This is a genomic window from Chitinibacter sp. SCUT-21, assembly GCA_041874755.1.
Classification (GTDB): Bacteria; Pseudomonadota; Gammaproteobacteria; order Burkholderiales; family Chitinibacteraceae; genus Chitinibacter.
The window spans coordinates 2,131,296-2,156,002 of the sequence record CP102611.1 but is presented as its reverse complement, the minus strand read 5'-3'; the positions used below and the strand labels follow the sequence as shown (position 1 = coordinate 2,156,002).

At 51.2% G+C, this 24,707-nt stretch carries 26 protein-coding genes; 13 read left to right on the top strand and 13 right to left on the bottom strand.

Annotated elements, in window-relative coordinates:
* Positions 1-145 precede the first annotated feature (145 nt).
* The 7 genes from NT239_10070 (at position 146) to NT239_10040 (ending at position 6,983) form a co-directional block, all read left to right on the top strand.
* On the top strand, positions 146-1,021 hold the full coding sequence (locus tag NT239_10070) for a GNAT family N-acetyltransferase (GenBank protein XGA70137.1): 876 nt from the start codon (positions 146-148) through the stop codon (positions 1,019-1,021).
* A 296-nt stretch (positions 1,022-1,317) separates the two neighbouring features.
* Positions 1,318-1,956 carry a hypothetical protein gene (locus NT239_10065; protein ID XGA70136.1) on the top strand — a complete coding sequence of 213 codons (639 nt, stop codon included), beginning with the start codon at positions 1,318-1,320 and terminating at the stop codon, positions 1,954-1,956.
* A gap of 29 nt (positions 1,957-1,985) precedes the next feature.
* On the top strand, positions 1,986-3,152 hold the full coding sequence (locus NT239_10060) for a transporter substrate-binding domain-containing protein (GenBank protein XGA70135.1): 1,167 nt from the start codon (positions 1,986-1,988) through the stop codon (positions 3,150-3,152).
* 8 nt (positions 3,153-3,160) lie between these two features.
* On the top strand, positions 3,161-4,006 hold the full coding sequence (locus NT239_10055; protein ID XGA70134.1) for a hypothetical protein: 846 nt from the start codon (positions 3,161-3,163) through the stop codon (positions 4,004-4,006).
* Between the two features lie 25 nt (positions 4,007-4,031).
* Complete coding sequence (locus tag NT239_10050) at positions 4,032-4,745, top strand: PspA/IM30 family protein (protein ID XGA70133.1); 714 nt, start codon at positions 4,032-4,034, stop codon at positions 4,743-4,745.
* 11 nt (positions 4,746-4,756) lie between these two features.
* Entirely contained in the window at positions 4,757-6,547 is a 1,791-nt protein-coding gene (locus tag NT239_10045; protein ID XGA70132.1) for an AAA family ATPase, read from the top strand.
* 10 nt (positions 6,548-6,557) lie between these two features.
* Positions 6,558-6,983: a hypothetical protein gene (locus NT239_10040; GenBank protein ID XGA70131.1), complete on the top strand. Its 426-nt coding sequence runs from the start codon at positions 6,558-6,560 to the stop codon at positions 6,981-6,983.
* Positions 6,984-7,062: 79 nt separating this feature from the next.
* On the opposite strand, the gene oppF is transcribed toward NT239_10040, so the two are convergent.
* The 6 genes from oppF to NT239_10010 form a co-directional block, all read right to left on the bottom strand.
* Positions 7,063-8,052, bottom strand: coding sequence for a murein tripeptide/oligopeptide ABC transporter ATP binding protein OppF (oppF, locus tag NT239_10035; GenBank protein XGA70130.1), 990 nt, complete (start codon positions 8,050-8,052; stop codon positions 7,063-7,065).
* Complete coding sequence (locus NT239_10030) at positions 8,042-9,037, bottom strand: ATP-binding cassette domain-containing protein (protein ID XGA70129.1); 996 nt, start codon at positions 9,035-9,037, stop codon at positions 8,042-8,044. The genes oppF and NT239_10030 overlap by 11 nt, the downstream gene beginning before the upstream one ends.
* A gap of 9 nt (positions 9,038-9,046) precedes the next feature.
* On the bottom strand, positions 9,047-9,961 hold the full coding sequence (locus NT239_10025; protein XGA70128.1) for an ABC transporter permease subunit: 915 nt from the start codon (positions 9,959-9,961) through the stop codon (positions 9,047-9,049).
* Positions 9,962-9,972: 11 nt separating this feature from the next.
* Positions 9,973-10,893 (bottom strand): oligopeptide ABC transporter permease OppB, encoded by a 921-nt coding sequence (gene oppB, locus NT239_10020; GenBank protein ID XGA70127.1) that lies wholly within the window; start codon positions 10,891-10,893, stop codon positions 9,973-9,975.
* A gap of 353 nt (positions 10,894-11,246) precedes the next feature.
* Entirely contained in the window at positions 11,247-12,854 is a 1,608-nt protein-coding gene (locus tag NT239_10015) for a peptide ABC transporter substrate-binding protein (protein XGA70126.1), read from the bottom strand.
* Between the two features lie 158 nt (positions 12,855-13,012).
* Positions 13,013-14,020 carry a porin gene (locus tag NT239_10010; GenBank protein ID XGA70125.1) on the bottom strand — a complete coding sequence of 336 codons (1,008 nt, stop codon included), beginning with the start codon at positions 14,018-14,020 and terminating at the stop codon, positions 13,013-13,015.
* A gap of 606 nt (positions 14,021-14,626) precedes the next feature.
* Here NT239_10010 and NT239_10005 point away from each other — a divergent pair.
* The 5 genes from NT239_10005 to NT239_09985 all read left to right on the top strand — a co-directional run bounded on the left by NT239_10005 (position 14,627) and on the right by NT239_09985 (position 19,561).
* Positions 14,627-15,637: an ABC transporter permease subunit gene (locus NT239_10005; protein XGA70124.1), complete on the top strand. Its 1,011-nt coding sequence runs from the start codon at positions 14,627-14,629 to the stop codon at positions 15,635-15,637.
* 14 nt (positions 15,638-15,651) lie between these two features.
* Entirely contained in the window at positions 15,652-16,563 is a 912-nt protein-coding gene (locus NT239_10000; protein ID XGA70123.1) for an ABC transporter permease subunit, read from the top strand.
* A 13-nt stretch (positions 16,564-16,576) separates the two neighbouring features.
* The gene (locus NT239_09995; protein XGA70122.1) at positions 16,577-17,560 is read left to right on the top strand and encodes an ATP-binding cassette domain-containing protein; all 984 of its coding nucleotides are present in this window, start codon (positions 16,577-16,579) and stop codon (positions 17,558-17,560) included.
* Entirely contained in the window at positions 17,553-18,542 is a 990-nt protein-coding gene (locus NT239_09990; protein XGA70121.1) for an ABC transporter ATP-binding protein, read from the top strand. Before NT239_09995 ends, NT239_09990 begins: the two co-directional genes overlap by 8 nt.
* A 152-nt stretch (positions 18,543-18,694) precedes the next feature.
* Positions 18,695-19,561: an HDOD domain-containing protein gene (locus tag NT239_09985; protein XGA70120.1), complete on the top strand. Its 867-nt coding sequence runs from the start codon at positions 18,695-18,697 to the stop codon at positions 19,559-19,561.
* On the opposite strand, the gene cyoE is transcribed toward NT239_09985, so the two are convergent.
* Genes cyoE through NT239_09965 form a run of 4 tightly spaced genes read right to left on the bottom strand, consistent with a single transcriptional unit; the run spans position 19,548 to position 22,679 of the window.
* Positions 19,548-20,462, bottom strand: coding sequence for a heme o synthase (gene cyoE, locus NT239_09980; protein ID XGA70119.1), 915 nt, complete (start codon positions 20,460-20,462; stop codon positions 19,548-19,550). The two genes, NT239_09985 and cyoE, sit on opposite strands and share 14 nt — an antisense overlap.
* A gap of 14 nt (positions 20,463-20,476) precedes the next feature.
* On the bottom strand, positions 20,477-21,508 hold the full coding sequence (locus NT239_09975; GenBank protein XGA70118.1) for a COX15/CtaA family protein: 1,032 nt from the start codon (positions 21,506-21,508) through the stop codon (positions 20,477-20,479).
* A complete protein-coding gene (locus NT239_09970) occupies positions 21,508-21,969 on the bottom strand; it encodes a hypothetical protein (protein ID XGA70117.1) in 462 nt (153 codons plus the stop codon). Before NT239_09970 ends, NT239_09975 begins: the two co-directional genes overlap by 1 nt.
* 2 nt (positions 21,970-21,971) lie before the next feature.
* Entirely contained in the window at positions 21,972-22,679 is a 708-nt protein-coding gene (locus NT239_09965) for an SURF1 family protein (protein XGA70116.1), read from the bottom strand.
* On the opposite strand from NT239_09965, the gene NT239_09960 reads away from it, so the two are divergent.
* Positions 22,663-22,854: a DUF2909 family protein gene (locus NT239_09960; protein ID XGA70115.1), complete on the top strand. Its 192-nt coding sequence runs from the start codon at positions 22,663-22,665 to the stop codon at positions 22,852-22,854. The genes NT239_09965 and NT239_09960 overlap by 17 nt on opposite strands.
* A 222-nt stretch (positions 22,855-23,076) precedes the next feature.
* On the opposite strand, the gene NT239_09955 is transcribed toward NT239_09960, so the two are convergent.
* Genes NT239_09955 through NT239_09945 form a run of 3 tightly spaced genes read right to left on the bottom strand, consistent with a single transcriptional unit; the run spans position 23,077 to position 24,662 of the window.
* Positions 23,077-23,943: a cytochrome c oxidase subunit 3 gene (locus NT239_09955; GenBank protein XGA72795.1), complete on the bottom strand. Its 867-nt coding sequence runs from the start codon at positions 23,941-23,943 to the stop codon at positions 23,077-23,079.
* Positions 23,944-23,957: 14 nt separating this feature from the next.
* Positions 23,958-24,128, bottom strand: coding sequence for a DUF2970 domain-containing protein (locus tag NT239_09950; GenBank protein XGA70114.1), 171 nt, complete (start codon positions 24,126-24,128; stop codon positions 23,958-23,960).
* Positions 24,129-24,662, bottom strand: coding sequence for a cytochrome c oxidase assembly protein (locus tag NT239_09945; protein ID XGA70113.1), 534 nt, complete (start codon positions 24,660-24,662; stop codon positions 24,129-24,131). It lies immediately after the preceding gene.
* Positions 24,663-24,707 lie beyond the last annotated feature (45 nt).

The window sequence follows — 24,707 nt, the reverse complement described above, 5'->3', positions numbered from 1 at the left end:
TGTCACGTTGATCAGTTCAATCCAAAACCGGCGCTTAGCGCCGGTTTTTTTATATCTACGCTATTAAAACGCAGTAAGAAATGACGTATTACCCAAATCAGGGCCGCATGTGCTGCGGCTGACGAGCTCAAGAGCAGGGGGAAAAATGTTCTCACACATCAAGTTTTCAGCAATTGCCAGCGGGCTTTTGGTGATGGTGGTCGCAAGCTTTGTCGCCTTCTTTTTTGGCTTGCTGACTTTGCTTTGGGCTCAAGCGGCGGAAAACCACTTGATTGCTGCCAGTGCCAGCATCATGCTGTTATCCTTTCGATTGCTTAGCTTTTTAATGGCAGGCTATCTCACCGCCCAACTGGCCATCAGCCAGCCCCTACTACACGCCGCCGCAAGCGGTACTTTAGGCTCGATTTTTGTCGCCGAGACTGGCAGTAACTGGTGGTTGGGTTTTTTAATCTGCTTACCCACCGTCATTGTTGGCGCTTGGGTGCAAAAGAAAACTCGGCTTAAAGCCACTGGCGAACTGATGTCTTTCGAAATTCAAGCTTGCACAGAAAACGACTGGCGCGATCTGAAACAGGTCCGACTGCAATCACTACTCGATGCACCGACCGCATTTGGCCTCAGTTATGCCACCGTCGCCGCCTATAGCGATGCCGATTGGCAAGACCGCGCAGCCAATCGCACGCCGCCAACCTACTTCATCGCCCGCGTGGGTGAGCAAGTGGCCGGGCTCGTCGGGGGAGTGAAAACTGCTGAGGAATTTAATCTAATCGCCATGTGGGTAGCGCCTACTCATCGCGGAACCGGAATTGGTAAAGCGCTGATTGAGCGAGTTCTGGCATTGGCTGCAGCGGCAGGTGCGGCAGAAGTGGCTTTGTTTGTTTCCCCACTGAATATCAGCGCAACCAGCTTATATCAAAGTATGGGGTTTCGCTTCACACCGCATTTTAAAGCTTTAGACAGTTTTCCTGAAGTGACTGTTCAACGCATGGTGGCCACGATCCAAGAACCCGCCTCAAAATAAATCCACACATACCCCAGTCAGTATCAATTCATAGATCCTATCTATACATAGTTACAAGGCAATACCCTAAGCAATCATGCAAGCATGTGGATCGCACACTTACGCCCAGATCACTACTCACCCAGCCGCAACGCAAGCACGCCAAACTACTAGTCCGCAAGTTATCGCTGCGGTGTTGCACACTTCACCGCAACGCAATTAACCCTCCCGCCACATTCTTGTACAATCCATTTGAATAAACGCAACCATAAGAAAGCTATTTAAATAGTTTGCTTACACTGTTCAAGGGATAAATCGTGGGCTTGAAATCGTTACTAGTGAAAGCTGGGCTGGTAGTTGCAGAAACAGAACCAAACTCCGTCGCCGATCAAGTTGAGATCGCGGCCCCCATTAACAGCGCCGAGCAGATCAACCTCACTGAAACACAGCCCAGAGAGCAAAGCCTGAATGATATTTATCAGCAGCAAGGCGTAGCGAGCATTGCTTTCCCGGCAGAGCGCCTACTAAAAATCCTCGATGGTTTAGGCGCCATGGATCCAGCCAACCAGCGGGCAGCAGTAGCGGCGATGGATGCGGCCGATGACTCTTGGGATTTGGCTGAAGTACTAGACGATGCCAATCGAAAAGTCACTGCATTACGTAACCATGGCAATACGCTCAATGCGAACATCATCTCGACTCGCGATGCCGAAACTGCGCAGGAAAACGCGCTCAATCAGCAATATGAAGCATTGCGCAAAGACATTAACGAGCAAATTGCCCAATTGCACGCCGCCGCCGAGTTGGCCTCAGCTGATCATGCCAAGGCATTGCAAGAATTGCACACTCAAGCGAATAGCACTGTCGCGGCCACACAGCAGGAACAAGTGCGTTTGCAATCAGAAATCCAACGACTTGAAAGCATCTCGCGCAAACTCGGTGGAACGCTCAGCTAGTTTTTTGTTTATCCAGATAGGTAATTGTCATGCAACTCACACCTTTGGCTAAAGGCCTGATCGCCGTCATCGTGTTGGGCACGGTGGGATCAGTCGCTTGGAATTTATATAAGTCGAATAATCCTGCTCAGGCAGAACAAAGCACTGAAATTGTGACGAGTGCTGCGCCAGTTGCCAAGCACAACGCTGAAACTGCCCCTAACACAGCCCCTCAAAGCACCGAAGCTAAAAACACGCAAAATAACTTCAATACCTATCAATCCATCATTAACAAAGGCGTAGTTCGTGTCAGCGTGCAATCGCCCGCCAAGCCATTCTTTTATACCGATAATGGCATAGCGAAAGGTTTTAACGTTGAATTTATGCGCCTACTGTTTGCGCAAGCTGAATTTACGAAAAATGCTAAACAAATCGTGATCGACACCGATCACGCCGTCGACACCTATCCCGAAGTTCCTGAGCAGTTAATCAAAACGGATAATCGTGGCAATCCAAGTGTCGACATCGCCATTGATGGCCTCACCTTTGCCGATGGCGATTTGGCGGGGGTGGTTTACACCGTTCCTTATATTTCGGACTTTGGTTACACGCTGATCACCGGACCTCGTTCTACTATCCGTGATATCGCCGATGTTACGGGTAAACGAATCGGCATTTTGCAGGGCGACCCAGACGTAAAAGCTTATGCGCAGAAAAATTTACCCGGCGCACAGTTGATTGAACTTAGCGATGCGACGACCAATGGCGCACGCGATTGGATGGCGCGAGCCATTCACAGCGGGCAAGTCGACGCGATTATTTATGACTACCCGTTTGGTGTTTCCGAGGTTGAAAATACCGATTTGGTGATGGCGATTTCTAAGCTGCCTAACTCGGACGTGCGTTACAAAATCGGCGTTCGTGCGAATGACAGCGAATTACTGCAAAACCTCAATCTGGCCATTAGCAAAGTTAAAGAATCGAATGAATACCTGAATTTGCTGCGCAAATACTTTATCAGTAGCAAAGTCGTTCAAGCGGGCGCAGCTGCGAATGGGGAAAAAATCTACGTGGTTAAATCAGGCGATACGCTCTCTTTGATTGCAACGCGAGAGCTGGGTGATCAAAACCGCTATCGTCAAATTGAAGCGCGCAATAACCTGCCTAACCCTAATTTGATTCAAGTCGGTCAGAAACTCGTTCTACCGAAAATCTAATTCCGACAATGGCAGACTCTCGCAATTATTTAGCTGATTTTATTCAGAGCCCGGGCAACATTACGCTGTTGCTCGCGGGGCTAGCCACCGCTGTCATTTGTTCGTTTCCATTTGGCCTCGTTGGCGCTGCTTTTCCTTTATTAGCCACGGTTGCACTTGAAACGTTGGCCTGTTTGTTTATTCCTGATATGCCCAGTTTTAGAGCTTGGGCCAATCAGCGTCGTCTGCAACAAAAAACGGCAATGAGTAGCGAGCGCATGCTCGATGAAATTTTCGCCAAATGTGGCAGTAAACAAACCGCCCGTGAAATTGAGCAAATGTTCGCCATGCTGGGGCAACAAGTTCGCAGCTTGATTGAACACGCTTCAGAACAAACGGGGATTTTGAATGGCACTGATTTACAAAAAATTCAGAGCGTACCGACACAATATCTGAGTTTAAGGCTGTCGCTACTCAGCATTGATGAACGTGCCGCCTCGGTAGATTTACGTAAGATCAGTGCCAAACTGAACGATCTCAATGCCCAAATCAGCAAACCGGCACTGGGCGCGGATGTGCGGCAGCTCTCGCGTGCGCGCGATGAATACCAAAATTTATTAGCCCGCCATCAGCGCATGCTCAGTCGGCGCAGTGCGATTGAAGCGGCAGTGTTAACGCTGCCGGACCAGCTGGCTGAAATTTACCAATTGGTGATGAGTAACTCATCAGAGCGAGATGGCATCCGCCTGACCGATGCGATTAGTAATTTGCAATTGCGCCAAGAAATTGAAGACGAAATCGCCGACGAGCTCAATTTCAATCTCGAAGCTACACCCAATAAAACCATGGCTCGCACCAAGCAAGCTCAACGTTGAACCAATTTAAATTAGAGGGTTGATTATGTCTGACATCAAATTAGCGGCGCGACTGGCCAATTTATTTCGTGGTTTTATGTCGCTATGGATTACCGATGTAGAAAAGCAGCACCCAGAAATTGCGTATCAAAATCGCATTGACGCGATGATGAGCCAACACTCTCGCCTAAAAGACGTCACCGCCGCTGTCATTCGCCGCCGCGAAACCATTGATGCTAATTTAAACAAAGCACAGCGCGAGCTCACGCAGGTTGCTGCGGATTTGGAAGCTGCGCTCGCGACCAACCAAGATGAACTGGCGATGATCTTGATTCAGAAAAAAGAAGCGCTTGAAGCATCTATTCAAGCGCTCAGCGCGGATTTGGCCGAAGCGCAAAAAGATGCCGATGAGGCCAAGGCTTCGCTCAATAGCATGAAGGCTGAAATCCAAAAACTGAATGCCGAACGCGATGCGATGCTGGCGAAATTTCAAAGCGCTCAAGCGCGTATTCAAATTCAAGATCAACTCGAAGGCCTCTCGATCGATGCCGAAGTACGCGCCTTGGATAATGTACGCGAGCACATCAACAATACCGTTGCGCGCGCAAAATTAGGCGATGAGTTAAAAGAATCTGATCTGGACACACAATTGGCCAAGCTACGCCAAACCAGCGGCAGCATTAACGCGCGCGCCAAATTGGATCAGCTAAAGCAAGCTCGCGCAGGCAATAGCCAAGCCAGCAGTAATAAAACGCTGTAAGCCAAAAACACATGGACAAGCAAACCTTACCCGACTGGGCCACAGAAATCCGCGAGCGTTACCAAGCCGGTGAAGCCAGCGTTTTTATTCTGCACGGCAATGTGTTTGACCAATATTTGCTAGGCAATCAGCTGTGCCAAATGCAGCAAGTGCTCGATCAGTTGCTACAAAAAAAAGCGGGCGTTTTCGAGTTAACGCTAGCCCAAGGCATCCGCACGGTACGCGCAGCACCCAGCATAAAGCCCCCTAGCGGTGACGATCGCTCGCTTATGGGTGCATTTGATTATCTTGAAAATCAAATGCAAGCCCAAAACGCCAATATCGGCCTAATCGTACCGTACGCCGAAACCATATTCCCAGCCGCCGAAACGCATGCCCTATCGTTCGACGAACGCGGGGCCATTACCACCTTGCATCGCTGGTCATTGGCTGCCGAATTAGATGCGGCCGATTCGATTGTGATTTTAGTTGCCGAATCTTTATCGACTCTCGCGCCAGCTTTGCTCAGCAATCCGCGCATCGTCGCGATCGATATTGCACTCCCCAACCTTTCCTTGCGCCAGCAAGCCTTGTCCGTCCAAGCGGCTGGCATGAGTAGCGATGAAATTAGCCGCATTGCGGCGCATACCGCAGGGCTGCGCTTGGTGCAAATTGGCAGCATAGTCAGCCAAGGCGCACAAACTAACACCTTGGCTGAGCAAGAGCGTTACGCGCTGATTCTGAATCTACTCAAAGATTCAGCCGATGCCGAAGCGCGAGCGCAAACGTACACCAAAGTCACGGCAGGGATGAGCCCACAAGCGATTCAAAAACTGATCGCGCCGCAGCAAAGTTCACCACAGCAAGAAGATGCGTTTTTAACCATCATCCAGCAAAGAAAGCGTGAAATTTTAGAAAAAGAATGCGCCGGACTGATCGAAATTATTCAGCCCAAGCATGATCTAAGCGTAGTTGGCGGCAATCAAGCCATTCGCGATGAGCTAATGCGTATTGCCCAAACGCTACGCGCCAATGATTTACAGCGTGCGCCGATGGGCGTGTTGGCAGTTGGGCCGATGGGCTCGGGTAAAACCTTTGTTATCAACGCCTTTTTGAAATCGGCGGGTTTAACTGGCGTTATGCTGAAAAACTTCCGCTCACAATGGGTTGGCGCCACCGAAACCAACCTCGAACGTGTTTTATCGCTACTCAAAGTCATGGGGCCTGTGGCCTTGATTATTGATGAAGGTGATCGCAGCTTTGGTTCGCGCAGCGAAGACAACGATGGCGGCACCAGCTCGCGCGTGATTGCCCGCTTGAAAACGTTTATGTCGGACACCGACAATCGCGGCAATGTGCTGACAATTTTAATGACCAATCGCCCCGATAAATTGGACGGTGATATTAAACGCCCGGGTCGGTTGGACGTGAAAATTCCGTTTTTTTATGCACAAACCGTCGCCGAGCGCAGCCTGATTTTACAGTCACTGCTTAAACGCCACGCCATTGCTTTTGATGCAAGTGCCGGCTCGCTCGATGAGCTGGGCGAGAGCATTGCCAATTACTCTAATGCCGATTTAGAAGCCGTCGTTTTGCTCGCGGCGTCGCTGTTTGAAACCCAGCCAGTGACACTGAGCACGCCATTATTGCAGCAAGCGGCGAATGATTTTATTCGCCCCAATAATGCGCAAATGATACGCATGATGGAGCTCTTGGCTGTCTTTGAAAGCTCGCGCCGCTCGTGGTTGCCGACAACGATGAAATCGGCTGATTTAACTGAACTTCGCGCTGAATTATCCCAACTTAGTACGCTACTGAATTAGGAAACCCATTATGCAAAACGCTCAAATCGATCCTTTAAATGCCGAACAAATTCGCCAAGCTTGTTACGCCATGCTCAGCGTCGCACGTCTTCACGGCCTGCATCCTGCAGAAACTGCCCTGATTGCCGAATTCTGGAGCAGCGCTCCCGAGCTAGGCACATTTGATCCAGCCCAGCCTGCACCATTTGACCCCAGCCATTTACCAGCACCCGCCGATCGTGAACTGGTCATCGATTTATGTCTGGCCTGCGCTTTTGCCGACGGCAACTATAGCGCGGAAGAAAAAGCACAACTTAAGCACCTCGCTGACCAATTGGCTGTCAGCGAAGAAGTACTCACGCAAAGAAGTGACAATATTCGCCAAGCGTTTTTAGGTTCATTGGCTCACCTGCCTGATTCAGCCTCGGTCGCGGCACTAAGCAAAGCATTAAGCTAAGGTATATACCTACAGGCCATATCTGATATTAGCTACAAAGCTATACCTATAAAAAAGGACGCCTTAGCGTCCTTTTTTATTAGTCAGAAATCAAGCAGCTGACTTGGGATCTATCGTCTACAACGCGCAGTTGTGGCACTTGCTCGCTGCAGATCGTTTGCGCACGTGGGCAGCGTGTGCGGAAGACGCAGCCGCTTGGCGGGTTGATCGGCGAAGGCAGATCGCCGTGCAGAATTTGGATCACCTTGCTGCGCTCCAATTCTGGATCGGGAATCGGAATCGCCGACAACAGCGCCTTGGTGTACGGGTGGCGCGGATGATCGTACAAGGCGTGTTTTTCAGCCAACTCCATTTCGCGGCCCAAATACATCACCAAAATGCGATCAGAAATATGCTTCACCACGGCCAGATCGTGCGCGATAAAGATCAGCGCCAAGCCCATTTCTTGCTGCAATTCTTTGAGCAAGTTGATGATCTGCGCCTGAATCGATACATCGAGCGCCGATACTGGCTCGTCACAAATAATCAACTTCGGTTGCAAAATCAGCGCACGCGCAATACCGATACGCTGGCACTGGCCACCTGAGAATTCGTGCGGATAACGGTTGATTTGCTGCTCGGTCAAGCCGACGCGCTTCATCATCGCGCGCACGCGGCTCATCACTTCTTCTTTACCGAGTTCAGGGTAATGCGTGTGCAGCGGCTCGGCGATAATTTGCGCCACCGTCATCCGCGGGTCGAGCGAGGCGAGCGGGTCTTGGAAGATCATTTGCACTTCGCGGCGCACGGCTTGCCATTCTTTGGCGCTGGCTTGGTTCAGCTCTTTGCCCATCCACACAATGCTGCCGCTGGTGGCGGGAATTAAATTTAAAATACCGCGCGATAAAGTCGATTTACCACAGCCCGATTCACCGACGATGCCGAGCGTTTCGCCTTCGTGCAAATCAAAGGACACACCATCCACGGCTTTCAGCGTGCGCGTTGGTTGGAAAAAGCCTTTATCGCTTTTTACTCTAAAGTGAACTTTTAAATCACGAATCGACAGAATAGGCTTGCGTTCAGCGGACATGGCTTAACTCCTTTAGCTGGACCACTTCTTCCAGTGATTTATGGCAGGCGCGCTGTACACCGTTTGGTAATTGGATCAGGCTTGGTCGCTCGTCATGGCATTGTGCGCCAACCAAAGTACAGCGTTCGCTAAAGGCACAGCCTTTCGGCATGTGGGCCATATTCGGCGGGTTGCCCGGAATTGACACCAGCTTATCACCATCGTGGTCCAGTCGCGGCAAAGCGCCCAGCAAACCGACGGTGTACGGATGACTTGGCTGGTAGAACACTTGATCAGCCGTGCCTTGCTCCATCACGCGGCCGCCGTACATCACCATCACGCGATCGCACAAACCAGCGACAACACCTAAATCGTGCGTAATCATCACAATCGCGGTGCCAAAATCGCGCTGCAAATCGCGCATCAGGCTAATGATCTGCGCTTGAACGGTCACGTCGAGCGCCGTCGTTGGCTCATCCGCAATCAATACTTCAGGCTCACACAACAACGCCATCGCGATCATCACACGCTGACGCATACCGCCCGAAAACTCGTGCGGATACATATCAACTCGGCGCGCAGCTTCAGGGATTTTCACCGCTTCGAGCAATTCAATCGCGCGTGTTTTGGCCGCGCGGCGCGTCATGTTTTTGTGTAGCTCCAACACCTCGGTCATCTGACGTTCAACCGTCAGATACGGGTTGAGCGAGGTCATCGGGTCCTGGAAAATCATCGCGACGCGATTACCGCGAATGCGGTTTAAATCACGCGTTGGCATCGTCAGCAGGTTTTTGCCTTCGAATAGCACTTCGCCGCTTGGTTTACCGTTTTTGGCCAACAAACCCATCATCGCCAATACAGTCTGGCTTTTACCTGAACCTGATTCGCCAACGATACCCAAGGTCTGGCCGCGATCAAGCTCGAAAGACACGCCGTTCACTGCGCTGACCACACCATCGTGCGTGCCAAAGTCCACGCCTAGATTATTTACAGATAATAAAGTCATGGTCTTTCCTTAACGATCTTTCGGGTCAAGCGCATCGCGCATACCGTCGCCAATATAGTTCGCGCAGTACAGCGTTAAGCTGAGCATCACACCCGGAAACAGCAGCATCCACGGCGTGTTTTCCATGACCGCAGCGCCGTCGTGAATCAACACGCCCCAGCTCGTCATTGGCTCTTGCACGCCAAGGCCCAAGAACGACAAGACCGATTCAGTCAAAATCACGCCGGGCACGGTAATCGTCGTGTAGATCACGACAATACCCAGCAAGTTCGGCACGATATGGCGCAAAATCAATTTATACGTCGGTACGCCGATACAGCGCGCGGCTTCGATAAACTCTTTGGATTTCAGCGACAGCGTTTGACCGCGCACTACACGGGCCATATCCATCCAACTAAATACGGTAATCGTCAGAACGACCAGATAGAACTCGCGACCGAGCAAAGTCACCATCAAAATCGCGATCAACAGATAAGGCACGGCGTACATCATGTCGACGATACGCATCATAAAGCTGTCGACTTTACCGCCAAGAAAACCGGCCGTTGCGCCCCACAAAATACCGAGCGTGACCGATGCCAAAGTCGCCATCAAACCCACAAAGAGCGAAACGCGGCCACCCATCAGGGTACGTACCAGCAAATCACGCCCCATTTCATCGGTCCCGAATAAGTGCCAATTTTGCAGCGTCGGCGCAATGCCCATCGCGTCCCAATCGGTCGCATCGTATTCATGCGGCAAGATCATCGGGCCGATCACACAGGCCAAGGTAATCAAAGACAGTAGCACCAAACTGAGCACGGCTGCTTTATTGCGCAAAAAGCGGCGGCGTGCATCGGCCCATGGGCTACGGCTAGCGATCTGCGGCGCCGCCATGACGTCGGCGGCAGCTTCCAAAATCTCTTTATTTTTATTCATTAACATACGGCCAGCCCTTAGTAGCGGATTTTCGGATCGAGCATTGCATAAATCAGATCGACGATCAGATTGAGCAATACTGCAAACACGGTAACGAGCACGACTAAGCCCAGCACCAAGGTGTAGTCACGGTTCGATGCGCCGTTGACGATCAATTTACCCAAGCCTGGCAGCGAGAACACAGTCTCAGTCACCACCGCAGAGGCTATCGACGAAATCGTTAGCGGGCCCATCACTGAAACCACAGGCAACATCGCAGGTTTGAGCGCGTGGCGCAAAATCACGGTGCGCGTTGGCAAGCCTTTGGCGCGCGCGGTGCGGATAAAGTTACTATTGAGCACCTCGATCAAGCTGCCGCGCATCACGCGGCCAATCGTGGCCATATTAATGACGGTGAGCAAAGCGATCGGCAAGATCATGTATTGCACTTCAAAGTGCTGCCAACCACCCGCAGGCAACCAATGCAGCCACACACCGAATACCAGCACCAAGACCGGACCGATTACAAACGATGGCACTGCACTACCCAAGTTACCGAGGAACATCACGAAGTAATCGATAATGCTGTTTTGGCGCAGAGCCGCGGTAATACCCAACACAGTGCCGATTAGCAGGGCCAAGGCCATCGCGATGCCACCAATGGCCAACGATACTGGCAAGGCTGCAGCAACAAGTTCATTTACCGACCAGTCGGCGTAGCGGAATGACGCGCCCAAATCGCCTTGTAGCAGGCCTTTGAGGTAGTACAAATACTGTTGCCACAAGGGCAAATCCAAGTGGTATTTGGCGTTCAAATTGGCCAACACCGCTTCAGAAATCTTACGCTCGGTATCAAATGGACCACCGGGAGTTGCGTGTAGCAGCAAATAACAGACGGTAATCACCGCCAGCATGGTCGGGATCGTCGCCAACAAGCGACGTAGCGCATAGGACCACATAGGGATACTCCGAAAAAAGGCAAACACTGGTTGAAGTGGGCCTGATTACTCTATGGCACGAAAGCAGTTACTGAAACTTGGCAGGCTGTAATGGATCACCAAGCCTCATTTACTTTGTACTATTTAGTGCAACTATTTACTTTGCGCAGGATTAAAACTTCGGTAAAAGTCGACATTTTTTCTGCGCATTTAAGACAAAACACTACAGGGTATATACCCCCGAGCAAATTGTGACGTTTCCGATTGGGGAATACTCCTAAGTAGTATCCCGAACAGCATCAATCAGAGGCGCAGATAAAAACAAGCCCCAGCCACTATAGTGGCCGGGGCTTGGGTAAACCAAATAACCGAGCTTAGTGCTTGATGATGTAGTGATCTTGCGTACGGCGACGCTCAGTCACGTTCTTCTGATCATAACCACCCACATACGGTTTCACCAAACGTGGGTAGGTGTATTGCAGCAATGGAATAATTGGGTAATCTTCCATCACCAAACGCGTACCTTCGGTCAGCAATTGGCTACGCTTAGCTTGATCAGTTGTTGCTGCTGCTTGCTTAAACAACTCCTGCGCTTTTTGGTTGCAGTTTTTGTTGTCGTTCTGATCAGAGCCACACTCGATCAACGTAGTGAATGACGTTGCGTCGTTGTAATCAGCAACCCAGCCGTTACGCGCAATTTGGTAGTCGCCATCGTGACGTTTTTTCACCAACACTTTGAATTCCAGGTTTTCCATTTGAGTATCTAAACCGAGTTTAGATTTCCACTCAGAAGCGGCCCAGATCGCCATTTTTTTATGGTATTCGCTAGTGTTGTAAACGAAATTGAGCTTGGTGCCAGGTTTTACACCCGCAGCAGCCAGCAATTTTTTCGCTTCATCAACGCGTTTTGCCATTGGCCATTTTGCCCATTCGTACGGAACAGGTTTCGCACCAGCCACGCCATTCACCATCACGCTGTACGCAGGTGGTTGGCCATCAGCAGTGACTTTATTCGCCAGCAAATCGCGATCCAGAACCAAGTTCAACGCTTTACGAACGCGCACGTCTTTGAGCAATGGGTCTTGGTTATTCAAGCTGTAGTAGCGAATACCAAGACCGAGTGAATTGCGCAAATCTTTTGGCATTTCTGCCTTCAGTTTGGTATAGCTGTTTGGCGTGATTTCTAAAGTCCAGTCAGCTTCGCCAGACAGGTAGAGTTTTTGCGCTGCATCTTGCGATTCAATCGGCAAGTAGCTTACTTTGGTAATTGGAATGTTTTTAGCGTTCCAGTAGTTCGGGTTCTTTTCCGCAACCAGTTTGCTGTTCACTTTCCATTCTTTCAGCACATAAGCGCCGTTACCAACGAGGTTGCCTGGTTTTACCCAGTCTTTACCGAATTTTTCCACTGTTGCGCGGTGTACTGGCGCAAAGTTTGGGTTTGCCAATAGTTCTGGCAAGAATGCCACTGGACCATTGGTTTTAACTTCAAAAGTAGTTTTATCTACTGCACGCACGCCCAACTTGTCGGTTGGCATTTTGCCTTCGGCTGCTTCTTTGCCGTTGACAAAGAAAATACCAAATGCAGTGCTGTAGTTGGATGCTTGTTTTGGATCGATAAAGCGGCGGAATGAATAGACAAAATCATCCGCAGTAATGGCTTGGCCATTGCTAAATTTCGCGTCTTTGCGGATTTTGAAAGTCCAAGTCGTGTCATCAACACGTTTCCAGCTTTCTGCCACGCCTGGCACAACTTTGCCTGATGCATCAATCGCCGTCAGACCTTCAAACAGATCAATCGCGATATTCGCTGCAGGAACGGTTTCAACATTGGCTGGATCGAGCGTTTCTGGCTCAGAACCATTCGTGCGCGTTAATTCTTGTACTGGGTGCAGTTGCACGCCTTTTGGTACGTTGGCAGCAAATGCAGTGCCACCAACAGCAAGGGCCACTGCCAAAGTAATTGATTTGATAGTCCAGTTCATTTTCGCCTCTCATTGATGAGCAAATTATTTTGCGCAGAGGTATGACCATACAAACAGCAAAAACAAATGGCTATATGGGAATACCCTAGCTTACAATCATCCATGCCCTCTTGGGGCATGAATGACCCTTTCTAATTTAGCCGTTTAAACAGCCAAGATTAGAAACTAGTTACCATACCAACCGCTAGCGTCGTTGAGCTATCACCCAATGCTGGCTCTTTGCTTGGACCGGCTTCGCCGAACGACTGACGGTTGTCGCCGTTGATGAAGCTAGACAATTCAGTGTAGATGTAAGACTGTTTAGACAAATTGTAGGTATAGCCTACGATTGCCAATTGGCCTTCAACGCCGTCTTTAGACGAGTCGCCTGAAGCGTAAGTGTAGCCTACGCGGAATGCGTTTTTACCCGATGCGTACGCCAAAGTTGCGCCCGCCGCCCATGAATCAACATCCGCAGCGCTGTAAGTTGCGCGGTTGCTGTAATCTGAGTAACGCAGACCGTATGAGAAGCCATCAGCGAATTCACCGTTGACGCCAGCGGCGATGGTTTCACGTTTTTTGCCCACGAATGCGTCTTTAGCTTGCAGGTTCACGTCAACGCTGTAAGCCACATCGAAGTTCAAAGCGTCGTTGAATTTGTAATCAACGCCAGCTGCGTAGCCTTCTTTTGGCTCGCCATTTTTAGATGAGTTGATGATGGTTGCAGCAGCGACTGCCAAACCACCCATACGTGGTGAAACGTATTTGATTTGGTTCGTTGGACGGCTAGTTGCACCACGCTCTAAGATATTACCCAAAGACGTGTAGCCTTCGAAAATATCGTATTTAGACGTTGCCATGCGCATTACAGAATCATCACGACCAAATGTGAACGAACCCAGTTCAGTACCGTAGCGGATGTAGGCTTTACGGCTACCGAATGAGCCATCATCGCTCACGCCCAACCATGAAGATACTTCCCAGCTTAATGTCGCGCCACCATCAAGTTTGTCTTTACCTTTAAAGCTGATGTGCGAACCGTTATCTAGCAGGTAAACAACACCTGTATCACTGTTTGTGTTGTAGCCAGATTCAAAGCCAATAGCACCGCTTACGCTAACTTCAGCGTGTGCAGCACCAGCCACCAAAGCCGCAGCCAAAAAGCCGATCATAGGTTTCATACGCATAATCACATCTCTCATTAATTAAAATTTACACAAGCCAGAGCGGCATTATTCACATCTCTGAGTTGCATTTTTCCATTGCGAAACACGATTGTCACATTAGGGTAATCGCCAGTAGCCACATGCCAATTGCGTAATAAAACTACAAACACAAAACAAAAACCCATTAGAAATCAGTACACTGCATCAATATTACCGTATATCACATTGCAAAACATGAATACACACTGCGTTTCATAATTACAACACATTGTTTTTTATCAACTATTTTTATGCGTTTAGAATCAACGTCGTCTAAAAATGAGGGGAAAAAGCAACTGATACGGGAAAATCCGAATAACACTGTACTGGTCGCAGACCTACGATTACAAATAACAAATCAAACTGCGCAGGGACGAATTTTGTTTGTCAATCGCTTGTTAGGCTGGTGACAATTAGTCCAACTAGCGCCCAAAGGCAAAGCGAGCAACGTTCGCAGCAAGTCAACCGCTAAGTACACAGTCTCACGTCAATCTCCTACGTCAGTGACTGGCCATGCTTTACTTCAACACGCGGGCACAAGCAACCAAATCGTCGCCACTACCGCCAACAACTCGGGGGAGTTGATTCATGTTTAACTTTATATTGCGCCGCATTGCGGTCGTAATACCGACTTTTCTCGGCGTGACGCTGCTGGCGTTTGCGCTGATTCATATGATTCCTGGCGACCCAATCTCAGTCATGATGGGCGAGCGCCAGATTGACCCTGAATTTTATCAAGCTGCGATTAAGCGCTTGGGCTTGGATCAACCGCTGTATGTGCAATACGGCCATTACTTGCTTAATTTATTGCAAGGCGATTTTGGCCAATCCATCGTCACGCACGAACCAGTACTCAAAGAATTCCTCACGCTTTTTCCTGCGACCGTAGAGCTGTCATTCTGTGCAATGGTCTTTGCCTGTTTACTCGGCTTACCCGCAGGCATGTTGGCTGCAACACGCCGCGGCACCGTGGTTGACCACGTGACGATGGGTGGTGCGCTGACGGGTTATTCCATGCCGATTTTTTGGTGGGGCTTGATTCTGATTATGCTGTTCTCGGTCCATTTGGGCTGGACGCCAGTATCGGGCCGCATCGCGCTTGAATACGATATCCCGCCCGTTACTGGCTTTATGCTGATCGATACGCTGCTTTCGGGTGAAGAAGGCGCCTTCAAATCTGCGCTACATCATCTGGTGCTGCCTGCCGTGGTACTCGGAACAATCCCAATGGCGGTGATTGCGCGGATGACGCGCTCGGCCATGCTCGAAGTATTGCGCGAAGACTATATCCGCACCGCTCGCGCCAAAGGTTTGGGTCGCACCCGCATCGTAATCGTGCATGCCTTGCGCAATGCTTTGATGCCGGTGGTGACAGTGATTGGTTTGCAAGTCGGCACGCTGCTGGCTGGGGCGGTTTTAACCGAAACCATTTTTTCTTGGCCTGGCATTGGTAAATGGCTGATCGATTCAATTTCTCGTCGCGATTACCCCGTAGTGCAAGGAGGTATTTTGCTGATCGCCACCTTGGTGATTTCCGTTAACTTGCTGGTCGACATTCTGTACGGAGTGATCAATCCCCGCATTCGCCACGCGAGATAATGATGAGTACAAGCATGCAAACCCAAAAAATCGAACAAGACCTCGGCGGCGCGATGAGCTACCCATCGCCGCTGAAAGAGTTTTGGCAATCATTTAGCAGCAACCGTGGCGCGCTGATTGCGCTGTTCTTTTTCTGTCTATTGCTGATCGCGGCGCTGTTTGCGCCGTGGTTAGCGCCGCACTCCCCTATTGAACAATACCGCGATGCGCTGCTGACACCTCCCGCGTGGGTTGCTGGCGGCACGTGGAATCACGTACTGGGTACCGACGAATTAGGTCGCGATATTTTGTCGCGCCTGATGCACGGCGCACGTTTAAGTTTGATGATCGGCTTGGTGTCTGTCGCGCTATCGATGTTGCCCGGCATTGTGCTCGGCTTGCTAGCCGCGTTTTATCCCAAAATGCTTGGTAACGGCATTATGCGCTTGATGGACATTATGTTGGCGCTACCATCATTGTTGCTCGCCGTTGCAGTTGTTGCCGTTTTAGGTCCTGGTCTGCTCAATACCGTACTGGCGATCGCAATCGTTTCCTTGCCATCGTATGTGCGTTTGGCGCGCGCCTCAGCGATGACGGAGCTGAATAAGGACTACGTTGTGGCCAGCCGCCTCGCCGGCGCAGGCAAATTGCGTCTGATGTTTAACACAGTATTACCAAACTGCATGGCACCGCTGATCGTACAAGGCACCTTGGGCTTTTCGTCGGCGATTTTGGACGCCGCAGCACTGGGCTTTTTGGGCCTAGGCGCACAACCACCACTGCCAGAATGGGGCACGATGCTCGCCTCAGCGCGTGATTACATCGACAGCGCATGGTGGGTCGTGACAATGCCGGGTGTCACCATCCTATTGACGGTTGTGGCACTGAATCTGTTGGGTGACGGTTTGCGCGATGCGCTCGACCCGAAACTGAAGAAACTGGCGTAAGGGTGACTGACAAATGAGTTTATTAAATATTCGCAATTTAAACGTCAGCTTTGGCAATAGCGCCCAGCCTTTTCACGCTGTTTCTAGCCTTGATCTAACCGTGAACCGCGGTGAAGTCGTCGGTATTGTTGGCGAATCGGGTTCGGGCAAGTCGGTGACGATGTTGGCGATGATGGGGCTGATTGATGCGCCGGGCCGCGTAACTGCCGATCAATTGCAGTTTAACGACCAAGATTTACTGACGATGAAATCATCACAAAAGCGCCAAATTATTGGCCGTGATATTTCGATGATATTCCAAGACGCCCTTACCAGCTTAAACCCAGCGTATACCGTTGGGTTCCAATTAATGGAAACGCTGCGGCTGCATACCCCCCTGCGTGGCGCAGCACTCAAACGCCGCGCGCTGGAATTACTTGAGCAAGTTGAAATCCCAGATGCCAAATCACGGCTCGACGCTTATCCGCACCAACTGTCGGGCGGGATGAGTCAACGTGTGATGATCGCGATGGCAATCGCCTGTGAACCCAAACTACTGATCGCCGACGAGCCAACCACTGCGCTCGACGTAACGGTGCAGGCGCAGATCATGGAGTTGCTCGTCAATCTGCAAAAGCAGAACGATATGGCGCTGATTTTGATTACGCACGATTTGGCTGTCGTCGCCGAAGTTGCGCAGCGCGTGGTCGTGATGTACGCCGGTGAAGTCGTTGAAAGCAGCAATACCGACGAGCTGTTTGCCCGCCCGCACCACCCGTACACGCAAGCGCTGCTGTCGTCGATTCCTGAGCACAGCAAAGGCGCGCGTCGCCTGTCGACGCTGGCTGGTGTCGTGCCAGGGCAATACGATCGACCACACGGATGCTTGCTCAGCCCACGTTGTCCTTACGCGACCGACACCTGTCGCAGTAGCAAACCCGCCCTATTACCCATAGGCAGTACAAGCGTACGTTGCTTTACTCCATTGGACGCCAACGGGATACCTACTCATGAATAATCAAGTAGCAGAAAAAACCATCCTAGAGGCGCAATCGCTGTCGCGCCATTACGCCGTGAGCAAAGGCTTTTTGAAAGGCCACGCGACGGTCAAAGCCTTGAACGACGTGTCGTTCAAACTGGCTGCGGGTAAAACGCTGGCCGTCGTTGGCGAATCGGGCTGTGGTAAATCAACGCTGGCGCGCCAGCTGACTTTGATCGAAGAGCCTAGCGCTGGTCACTTACTGATTGATGGTGTCGATACAGCAAAAGCCGATTCAGCCACGCTCAAATCGCTACGCCCAAAAGTGCAAATGGTGTTTCAAAACCCATTCGCCAGCCTTAATCCGCGCAAACAAATCGGCACCATGCTCGCCGAGCCGCTGTTGCTCAACACTGATTTAAACGCCGAGCAACGCGAAGCGCGCGTGCGCGAGATGCTAAAAATCGTCGGTTTGCGTCCTGAGCATTATCATCGCTATCCGCATATGTTTTCCGGCGGTCAGCGCCAACGGATTGCGATTGCCCGCGCGATGATGCTCAAACCAGCGATTTTGGTTGCCGATGAGCCGACTTCGGCGCTCGATGTGTCGATTCAAGCACAGATTTTGAATCTGTTTATGGATTTGCAAGACGAGCTGGGAACGGCCTACGTGTTTGTTAGCCATAATCTGGCCGTGGTTGAACACATCGCCGACGATGTGATGGTGATGTACTTTGGCAGCACCGTTGAATACGGCGATAAAGCGACGATTTTTGCCCAGCCGCTACACCCGTACACCCGCGCCTTAATGTCGGCAACACCAGCGATTCGCCAGGAAGATCGGCGCGCCAAAATTAAACTCACCGGCGAATTGCCATCACCACTGAATCCGCCAACCGGCTGCGCGTTTAGCACACGCTGCCCGTACGCAAACGAGCGCTGTAAAGCCGAAGTACCGCAATTGCGCCCACTGGCCAATCGCATGATTGCTTGCCATCATATCGAAACGATTCCCGCCTAAAGTATAGCCGCCGAAATACATGTCCTATTTCGGCGGTGTCTTGATTCTTCGCGCAGTCAAACAAGATCATTTTCCCCATTCAATAATGCGGCTTTGAACTAGTTCAAACCATCGCCTATGCTTAATAAGTCGTCGGCCTTTGTTTGAACACCATGTCTATTTTGCAATTTGCCAACAAAACCGCAGATCAGCTACATGACGAACGCCTTGCCATGCTGGTTGATATCGCCAAAGAACTCGAAGGCGATGTGATTTTCCCGATTTGCTTTGATGCATCGGTGCAAATTAGCACGGTGATGAAAAGCAAAACCGCATCGTTACAACGCGTCGCGCATGAGATTCAAAAAGACCCCTTAATCACGGCTAAGCTGCTTAAATTAGCGAACTCGGTTGTGTACAACCCGATGGGAAAAACCATTTCTGATTTAAACGCGGCTCTAACTCGAGTCGGAATGGAAACAGCACGCTCGGTAGCGCTGGCCTGCGCGATGCAGCAATTAATTCGCTCTCGCGATTTAACTGCGTTTGAAGACATATCAAACCGCCTGTGGCTGCATAGCTTGAAAACGTCGATGATTGCACGGGTCATCGCCCGACGGCTGACTCGGGTCAACCCCGAAGTCGCCATGCTAGCGGGTCTGGTACACGATCTAGGTGCTTTCTTTATGCTCGATCGTGCTGGCCGCTATGCAGAATTATCCGAGCGCCCCAAAACGGTTGAATTTCTGGTTGGGCAGTGGCACGAAAGCATCGGCACCATCTTGCTTGATTCTTTAGGTTTACCCAGCGAAATTGTCGAGGCTGTCACTGAAATCGACCACCCGCGCGCCTTTGTTGAAAATCCACGCAACTTAGGCGATGTCATTTATGTTGCCAATTTATTTGCTGGTGGCTTTGATGAAATGAAATTGCTCGACATTCCCGACCTCGTCGAGCCTGAAGAACTGCAATACGCTAAATACACTGATTTGCGCGCTGAAATGGACGAAGCCTGCCAAGAAATGATTAGCTTGTTCTAGCCAAGACCGCAGCATAATGATCAAGCAATAACGCGGCAAATAAATACGCTAAATACGCAATCGAAACCCGAAATAAACGCCGCGCTGCTTGATCGGCCAGATCGTCAGCGCTGTGCCGATACACGCGCCAAGCCGCGGACAAAAACCACACATTAAGCGCCGTCGCGGCAAGCGCATAAATCAGCCCTGAGAATGTTAACGCCACGGGCAGATAAGTCGTCGCCACCAAAATCCAGCTATACAACCAAATCGCCAAGCGCGTAAATGATCGCCCATGCGTTACAGGCAACATCGGCAGCCCCACTTTGCGATAATCATCAATGCGATACAAAGCCAGCGCCCAAAAATGCGGCGGGGTCCACGCGTAAATAATCAAAAACAAACAAGCCGCTTCAGCGGAAACACCGCCGCTCATCGCAGCCCAACCCAGCACTGGCGGCATCGCCCCCGCAGCACCACCGATCACAATATTTTGCGGGCTAGCTGGTTTTAACCAACGGGTATACACCACAGCATAAGCAATAAAGGTAGCTAGCGTTAAATACAGGGAGAGTGTATTTACGAAGACAGCCAACAGCATGGCACCGAACAGCGTTAAACTCATCGCATACAGCGCGGCCCATTGCGGGGTAACGCTGCCGCGCGCCAGCGGGCGTAAATGCGTGCGTAGCATCTGAGCATCACGATCAGCTTCAAACAAACAATTGGCCGCCGCGGCTCCGCTGGCGATCAGCGCAATTCCCAGTACCGCGGCCAGCATCGTCGGCCAGTTTTGCTGGTTCACGCCTGCCAACAACATCCCTATCCATGCACAAAACACAATCAGCATCACCACGCGCGGTTTGCCCAAGCGGTAGAGTTCTCGCCAATGTGGCGGGCTACTTAAAATTAGAGTTTGCATCGAGCATGCCCCCGTTAAATACTGTCTTTTGCCATGGTGCTGGCAGCAGGCAATTGCGGATTGAAATTTGGCATCGCGCGCGTTTGCACTACAAAGCTTGAACGCGAGTAGGAATACACCAAACAGCTCAATAAGAATGCTGCGCCGGCATGATGTGCCAGCGCCAAGGGCAAAGGCAGCGACAACAACACATTGCTAATTCCCAAAGCAATTTGCAGCAGCAAAGCGGCCGCCAAGGTGCAGGCAAACAAAGGCAGGCGATGGCGTAGACACCAAGCCAGCGCGCCAACTACAGCCAGCACCAGCATGGCGCCGATGCGGTGCAGATAATGAATCGCAGCCAAATGCTCAATATTCAGCGCCACGCCGTTGGCACTCAAACCCAGCTCACGATCAGGGCGTAAAGCCTCGCTCAAGCCCGATGGCATAGCCCAACTGCCCTGGCACTGCGGAAAGCCATTGCAAGCGAGCGCGGCATAATTGGTCGACACCCAGCCGCCCAAAATAATTTGCGCCACCACGCAGGCGATCGCCAAACGCCACAATCCTCGCCAACGCACATCGAGCACGCAAGGCTGCTGTTCGCGCGCCAGCAGCACAATTAAGCAGATCAATAAGCTCATCCCACCGATTAAATGGCCGGTGACGACAGCGGGCATTAATTTGAGCGTCACCGTCCACATACCAAAAGCGCCCTGCAGCAAAATCACCACTAAGGGCAATAATGCAAGCCAAGGATTACGACCAGCGCGCCACCGTTCACGCCAAAGTACAAGGCTCAACACGATGATCAGCACGCCTAGGCCTGAAGCCACATAGCGATGAATCATTTCCTTCCAGCCTTTGGCCACATCGACTGCAAGGCCAAAATGCTGCTCGGCATGGCGGATTTCGTGGTGCTCATCGGGCACGGTGAAATGGCCGTAGCAGCCAGGCCAATCTGGACAGCCCAAACCGGCATCCTGCAAACGCACATACGCGCCCAAAGTCATCAACAAGGCGGTCCAAATGATGGCGACGATGAGCAAACGTTGGCTAAAGCGCATTAACCCAATCCTTGATTATTTTTGAGGATTTTGCCGATTTCCCGCAGCGCGGTTTGCCGCCCTTTCGCGTCTTGCAGCTGAGCCAAGGAGTAACGCAGCACCGCATTGCCGTGCGGGTCGATCAGGTACAGTCCATTGGGCATGGTTTTGCTAAAAACTGGGCATGAATTAACGATGAGCCGTGTTTGATCGCGCCCTTGCGCGCGTTGCAAATGCTGGGCTGATTGCAGCAATTGTGCGAACTCAGCATCGCGATCCGAACACGTACTCGCGGTATGCGGCAGCAACTGCCATTTCGCAACCGCATCAGGAGCGAGTAGTGGCTCAGCAATCAATTGGCCATAGCTTTGGCCGCCTTGTGGCCTCGCCCACTGCCACGCGGCTTGCGCCAGCAGCAATGGCAGAATACAGATAGAGAGTATTGCCACCAGCACCAACCGGGGATTGCTTTTTGCCAACATACCTAGGCCTTTAAATAGTATCGTCGCAGTAAAAACCAGCCGCACATCGCCATCAAAAACCACGATAGCGCGTACGCTAGATGCCGCTCTACACCAAAGGGCCTTTCTGCTTCGATGGCAGCTAAACCGGTGTCGTTCTGCATCGCGATGGCATATGCGCTAGGTAGCGGCAAATATGCCCACGCAGCAAAACGGCCCGGGTCCATATTTTGAAAAATCCGCCCATCGACCGCGCTACTACCCAACGACAAATAACGCGGCCATGCTTGTACTTGCACCATAGGCGCTTGCTTGGCTGGCAGAGGCAGTTTTTGCTCTCCTGCCGCCCACCAACCGCGATTCACCATAATGATTGAGCCGTCTTTAAGTCGAAATGGCGTCACGATCTGATAGCCGACTTGGCCCTCGTGAATACGATGATCGAGCCAAATTTCGTATTGATTAAGCCACTGCCCCTGCAATTGCACGCGCCGCCACGCAGGCGGCACACCATGCGACCAAGCGAGTGGCGGCAAAGCTTGCTGCTGGGCGATTTCGGCCAATAATTGGCTTTTTTGCTGTGCGCGCCACAGCTGCCAAACGCCTAAAAATACCGTCAAAGCGATCAGCGCCATTAGCATTAACGCACCCCGCGCGTGTTTTTCGCGCAAAAGCGCCCAATGATGACTAGGCTGGTGATGTGGAGGGTTGGGTATGAATATCGTTGCCACTTTATTGCTCCTTCTCAGCGGCATCCTGCTACTCGCCTTGCTGTTCTCGCTAGCGCAGGCCTTGCTTAGTCTGATTCGTGGCGCATCACAGCCGATGTGGAAAATGCTGGCCTGGCGCGTCGGCCTATCAATTACTTTGTTTATCGTGCTGCTGTGCACCCGTTGGCAGAGCTAGCACGCATACTTTTTTATAGTGCGGATTTAACTGGTGCAGCTCACAAATTGACTAAGGTAAACACCGTAGCAAAGCGCGTTTAACAGTCCGTTGAAAAGGTAGCGAGAGACTCTAAGACAAGGCAAAAAATGGCGAAAACTCGGAGTTTACCGCTAGTAAATGAGGAGTTTGAGCCATTTTTTAACGCCGTATTTGAGTCTCGTAGTAGTTTTCAACGGACGGTTAAATCACATACACAAATAAGAACAGCATCAACCACACCACATCGACAAAATGCCAATACCACGCCGCCGCTTCAAAGCCAAAATGGTGCAGCGGCGTAAAATGCCCGCGCTGCACGCGCAGCCACATCGTGATCAGAATCAGCGTACCTACCAGCACATGCAGGCCGTGAAAGCCAGTTAACAAGTAAAACGTCGCGCCATACGCGCCGGAAGCTAACGTCAGATTTAAACTCGTCCACGCGTGGTGATATTCATACGCTTGCAGGCTTAAAAACAGCGCGCCCAAAGCAATGGTCGCAGCCAAGCCTCGGCTTAAAACACGCCGGTTTTGCTGCAATAAACCCCAATGCGCCCAAGTTAGCGTCGCGCCAGACGTTAACAACAGAGCGGTATTGATCGCTGGCAGGCCAAAGGCGTGCATCGATTGATAATCGGGGGACTTAGGCCCGGTAGAGATCGGCCATTCGGCTTGAAAATTGGGCCACAAATGAAATTGCGTATCGCTGGGCAAACCCAATTCAGGCACCGAAATTAGCCGCGTATAAAACAGCGCACCGAAAAATGCCGCGAAGAACATTACCTCAGAAAAGATAAACCAGCTCATCCCCCAGCGGAACGAGTAATCCACCTGCTGGCCATAATTGCCGCGCTCGGACTCGCGCACCACATCGCCAAACCAGCCGCTCATCATCCACAGCAAAATCGCAAATCCAGCAATCAGCACCCAAACCCCACCGCTCACATTATTGATGCTCAGCGCAGCACCTAGCCCCATACAAAACAGCGCCACCGATCCCACAATCGGCCAGCGTGAAGGAGATGGCACAAAATAATGCGCATCATGAACTCCGTTTTCAACATTCATCATTCACCTCCCCACTACGGCACAGAGACCAAATAGCGAACTAGCAAACCGACCAGCGCAGTCAATACCGCAGCACACAGCAATCCCGCCACAACGATTTGCCACAATTTCACGCGCTGTAGCGCATTTTTGCGGCTGCGCACGCCAAAAAATGCGGCAAACACAGCCAAAATCGCGCGTAACATTTACATCGCCCGCAGCTGACCAGGGTCGATTTTTTGCAAGCTGTACGACAAAGTGGCCGCGCCCATTTCCGGTGGCAATTGATTGGCCACCATCAGCACCACAGTCACTTCGCGCTGCTCATTGCCTGCCAAACTCATCGCGTTAAAACAAAAACATTCCAGTTTTTGCAATAAACCCGCTGCGCGTACCGGCGCAAAACTGGGTAGGGCGCGCAAATAAACCGTTTGATCCGATTCATTACGCAATAAAAACCGTGCCCTGACCTGCCCGCCCGCATGCGCGACCTGTACGCCGTCTAAAGCCTGCATCGTCACCGGTATTTCGGGCGCAACATTGACGTCAAACTCAACCCGCAAAGCCGCGCCTGCACTGGTTAAGCTGGCGTTGGCGCGATCGATGCCCAGAAACTGGCAAAACGCGGCATAAAAAGGCGAGAGGGCATAGCCAAAACCAAACATCAGCAAGGCCGCCAATGCCAATTTAAGCGCAAGGCGCTGGTTTTTTTGCTGCATTGAAATTACGCGGCTTTCCATATACCCATCCATGTATCGCCTAGTAAGCAATTTATCTATTAACCT

Bases quoted from the DNA above. Each gene is read 5' to 3' on its own strand.
- NT239_10070 (XGA70137.1), top strand. From the start codon at position 146: ATGTTCTCACACATCAAGTTTTCAGCAATTGCCAGCGGGCTTTTGGTG.
- NT239_10060 (XGA70135.1), top strand. From the start codon at position 1,986: ATGCAACTCACACCTTTGGCTAAAGGCCTGATCGCCGTCATCGTGTTG.
- NT239_10055 (XGA70134.1), top strand. From the start codon at position 3,161: ATGGCAGACTCTCGCAATTATTTAGCTGATTTTATTCAGAGCCCGGGC.
- NT239_10050 (XGA70133.1), top strand. From the start codon at position 4,032: ATGTCTGACATCAAATTAGCGGCGCGACTGGCCAATTTATTTCGTGGT.
- NT239_10045 (XGA70132.1), top strand. From the start codon at position 4,757: ATGGACAAGCAAACCTTACCCGACTGGGCCACAGAAATCCGCGAGCGT.
- NT239_10040 (XGA70131.1), top strand. From the start codon at position 6,558: ATGCAAAACGCTCAAATCGATCCTTTAAATGCCGAACAAATTCGCCAA.
- oppF (XGA70130.1), bottom strand. From the start codon at position 8,052: ATGTCCGCTGAACGCAAGCCTATTCTGTCGATTCGTGATTTAAAAGTT.
- NT239_10030 (XGA70129.1), bottom strand. From the start codon at position 9,037: ATGACTTTATTATCTGTAAATAATCTAGGCGTGGACTTTGGCACGCAC.
- NT239_10025 (XGA70128.1), bottom strand. From the start codon at position 9,961: ATGTTAATGAATAAAAATAAAGAGATTTTGGAAGCTGCCGCCGACGTC.
- oppB (XGA70127.1), bottom strand. From the start codon at position 10,893: ATGTGGTCCTATGCGCTACGTCGCTTGTTGGCGACGATCCCGACCATG.
- NT239_10015 (XGA70126.1), bottom strand. From the start codon at position 12,854: ATGAACTGGACTATCAAATCAATTACTTTGGCAGTGGCCCTTGCTGTT.
- NT239_10010 (XGA70125.1), bottom strand. From the start codon at position 14,020: ATGCGTATGAAACCTATGATCGGCTTTTTGGCTGCGGCTTTGGTGGCT.
- NT239_10005 (XGA70124.1), top strand. From the start codon at position 14,627: ATGTTTAACTTTATATTGCGCCGCATTGCGGTCGTAATACCGACTTTT.
- NT239_10000 (XGA70123.1), top strand. From the start codon at position 15,652: ATGCAAACCCAAAAAATCGAACAAGACCTCGGCGGCGCGATGAGCTAC.
- NT239_09995 (XGA70122.1), top strand. From the start codon at position 16,577: ATGAGTTTATTAAATATTCGCAATTTAAACGTCAGCTTTGGCAATAGC.
- NT239_09990 (XGA70121.1), top strand. From the start codon at position 17,553: ATGAATAATCAAGTAGCAGAAAAAACCATCCTAGAGGCGCAATCGCTG.
- NT239_09985 (XGA70120.1), top strand. From the start codon at position 18,695: ATGTCTATTTTGCAATTTGCCAACAAAACCGCAGATCAGCTACATGAC.
- cyoE (XGA70119.1), bottom strand. From the start codon at position 20,462: ATGCAAACTCTAATTTTAAGTAGCCCGCCACATTGGCGAGAACTCTAC.
- NT239_09975 (XGA70118.1), bottom strand. From the start codon at position 21,508: ATGCGCTTTAGCCAACGTTTGCTCATCGTCGCCATCATTTGGACCGCC.
- NT239_09970 (XGA70117.1), bottom strand. From the start codon at position 21,969: ATGTTGGCAAAAAGCAATCCCCGGTTGGTGCTGGTGGCAATACTCTCT.
- NT239_09960 (XGA70115.1), top strand. From the start codon at position 22,663: ATGAATATCGTTGCCACTTTATTGCTCCTTCTCAGCGGCATCCTGCTA.
- NT239_09955 (XGA72795.1), bottom strand. From the start codon at position 23,943: ATGAATGTTGAAAACGGAGTTCATGATGCGCATTATTTTGTGCCATCT.
- NT239_09950 (XGA70114.1), bottom strand. From the start codon at position 24,128: ATGTTACGCGCGATTTTGGCTGTGTTTGCCGCATTTTTTGGCGTGCGC.
- NT239_09945 (XGA70113.1), bottom strand. From the start codon at position 24,662: ATGGAAAGCCGCGTAATTTCAATGCAGCAAAAAAACCAGCGCCTTGCG.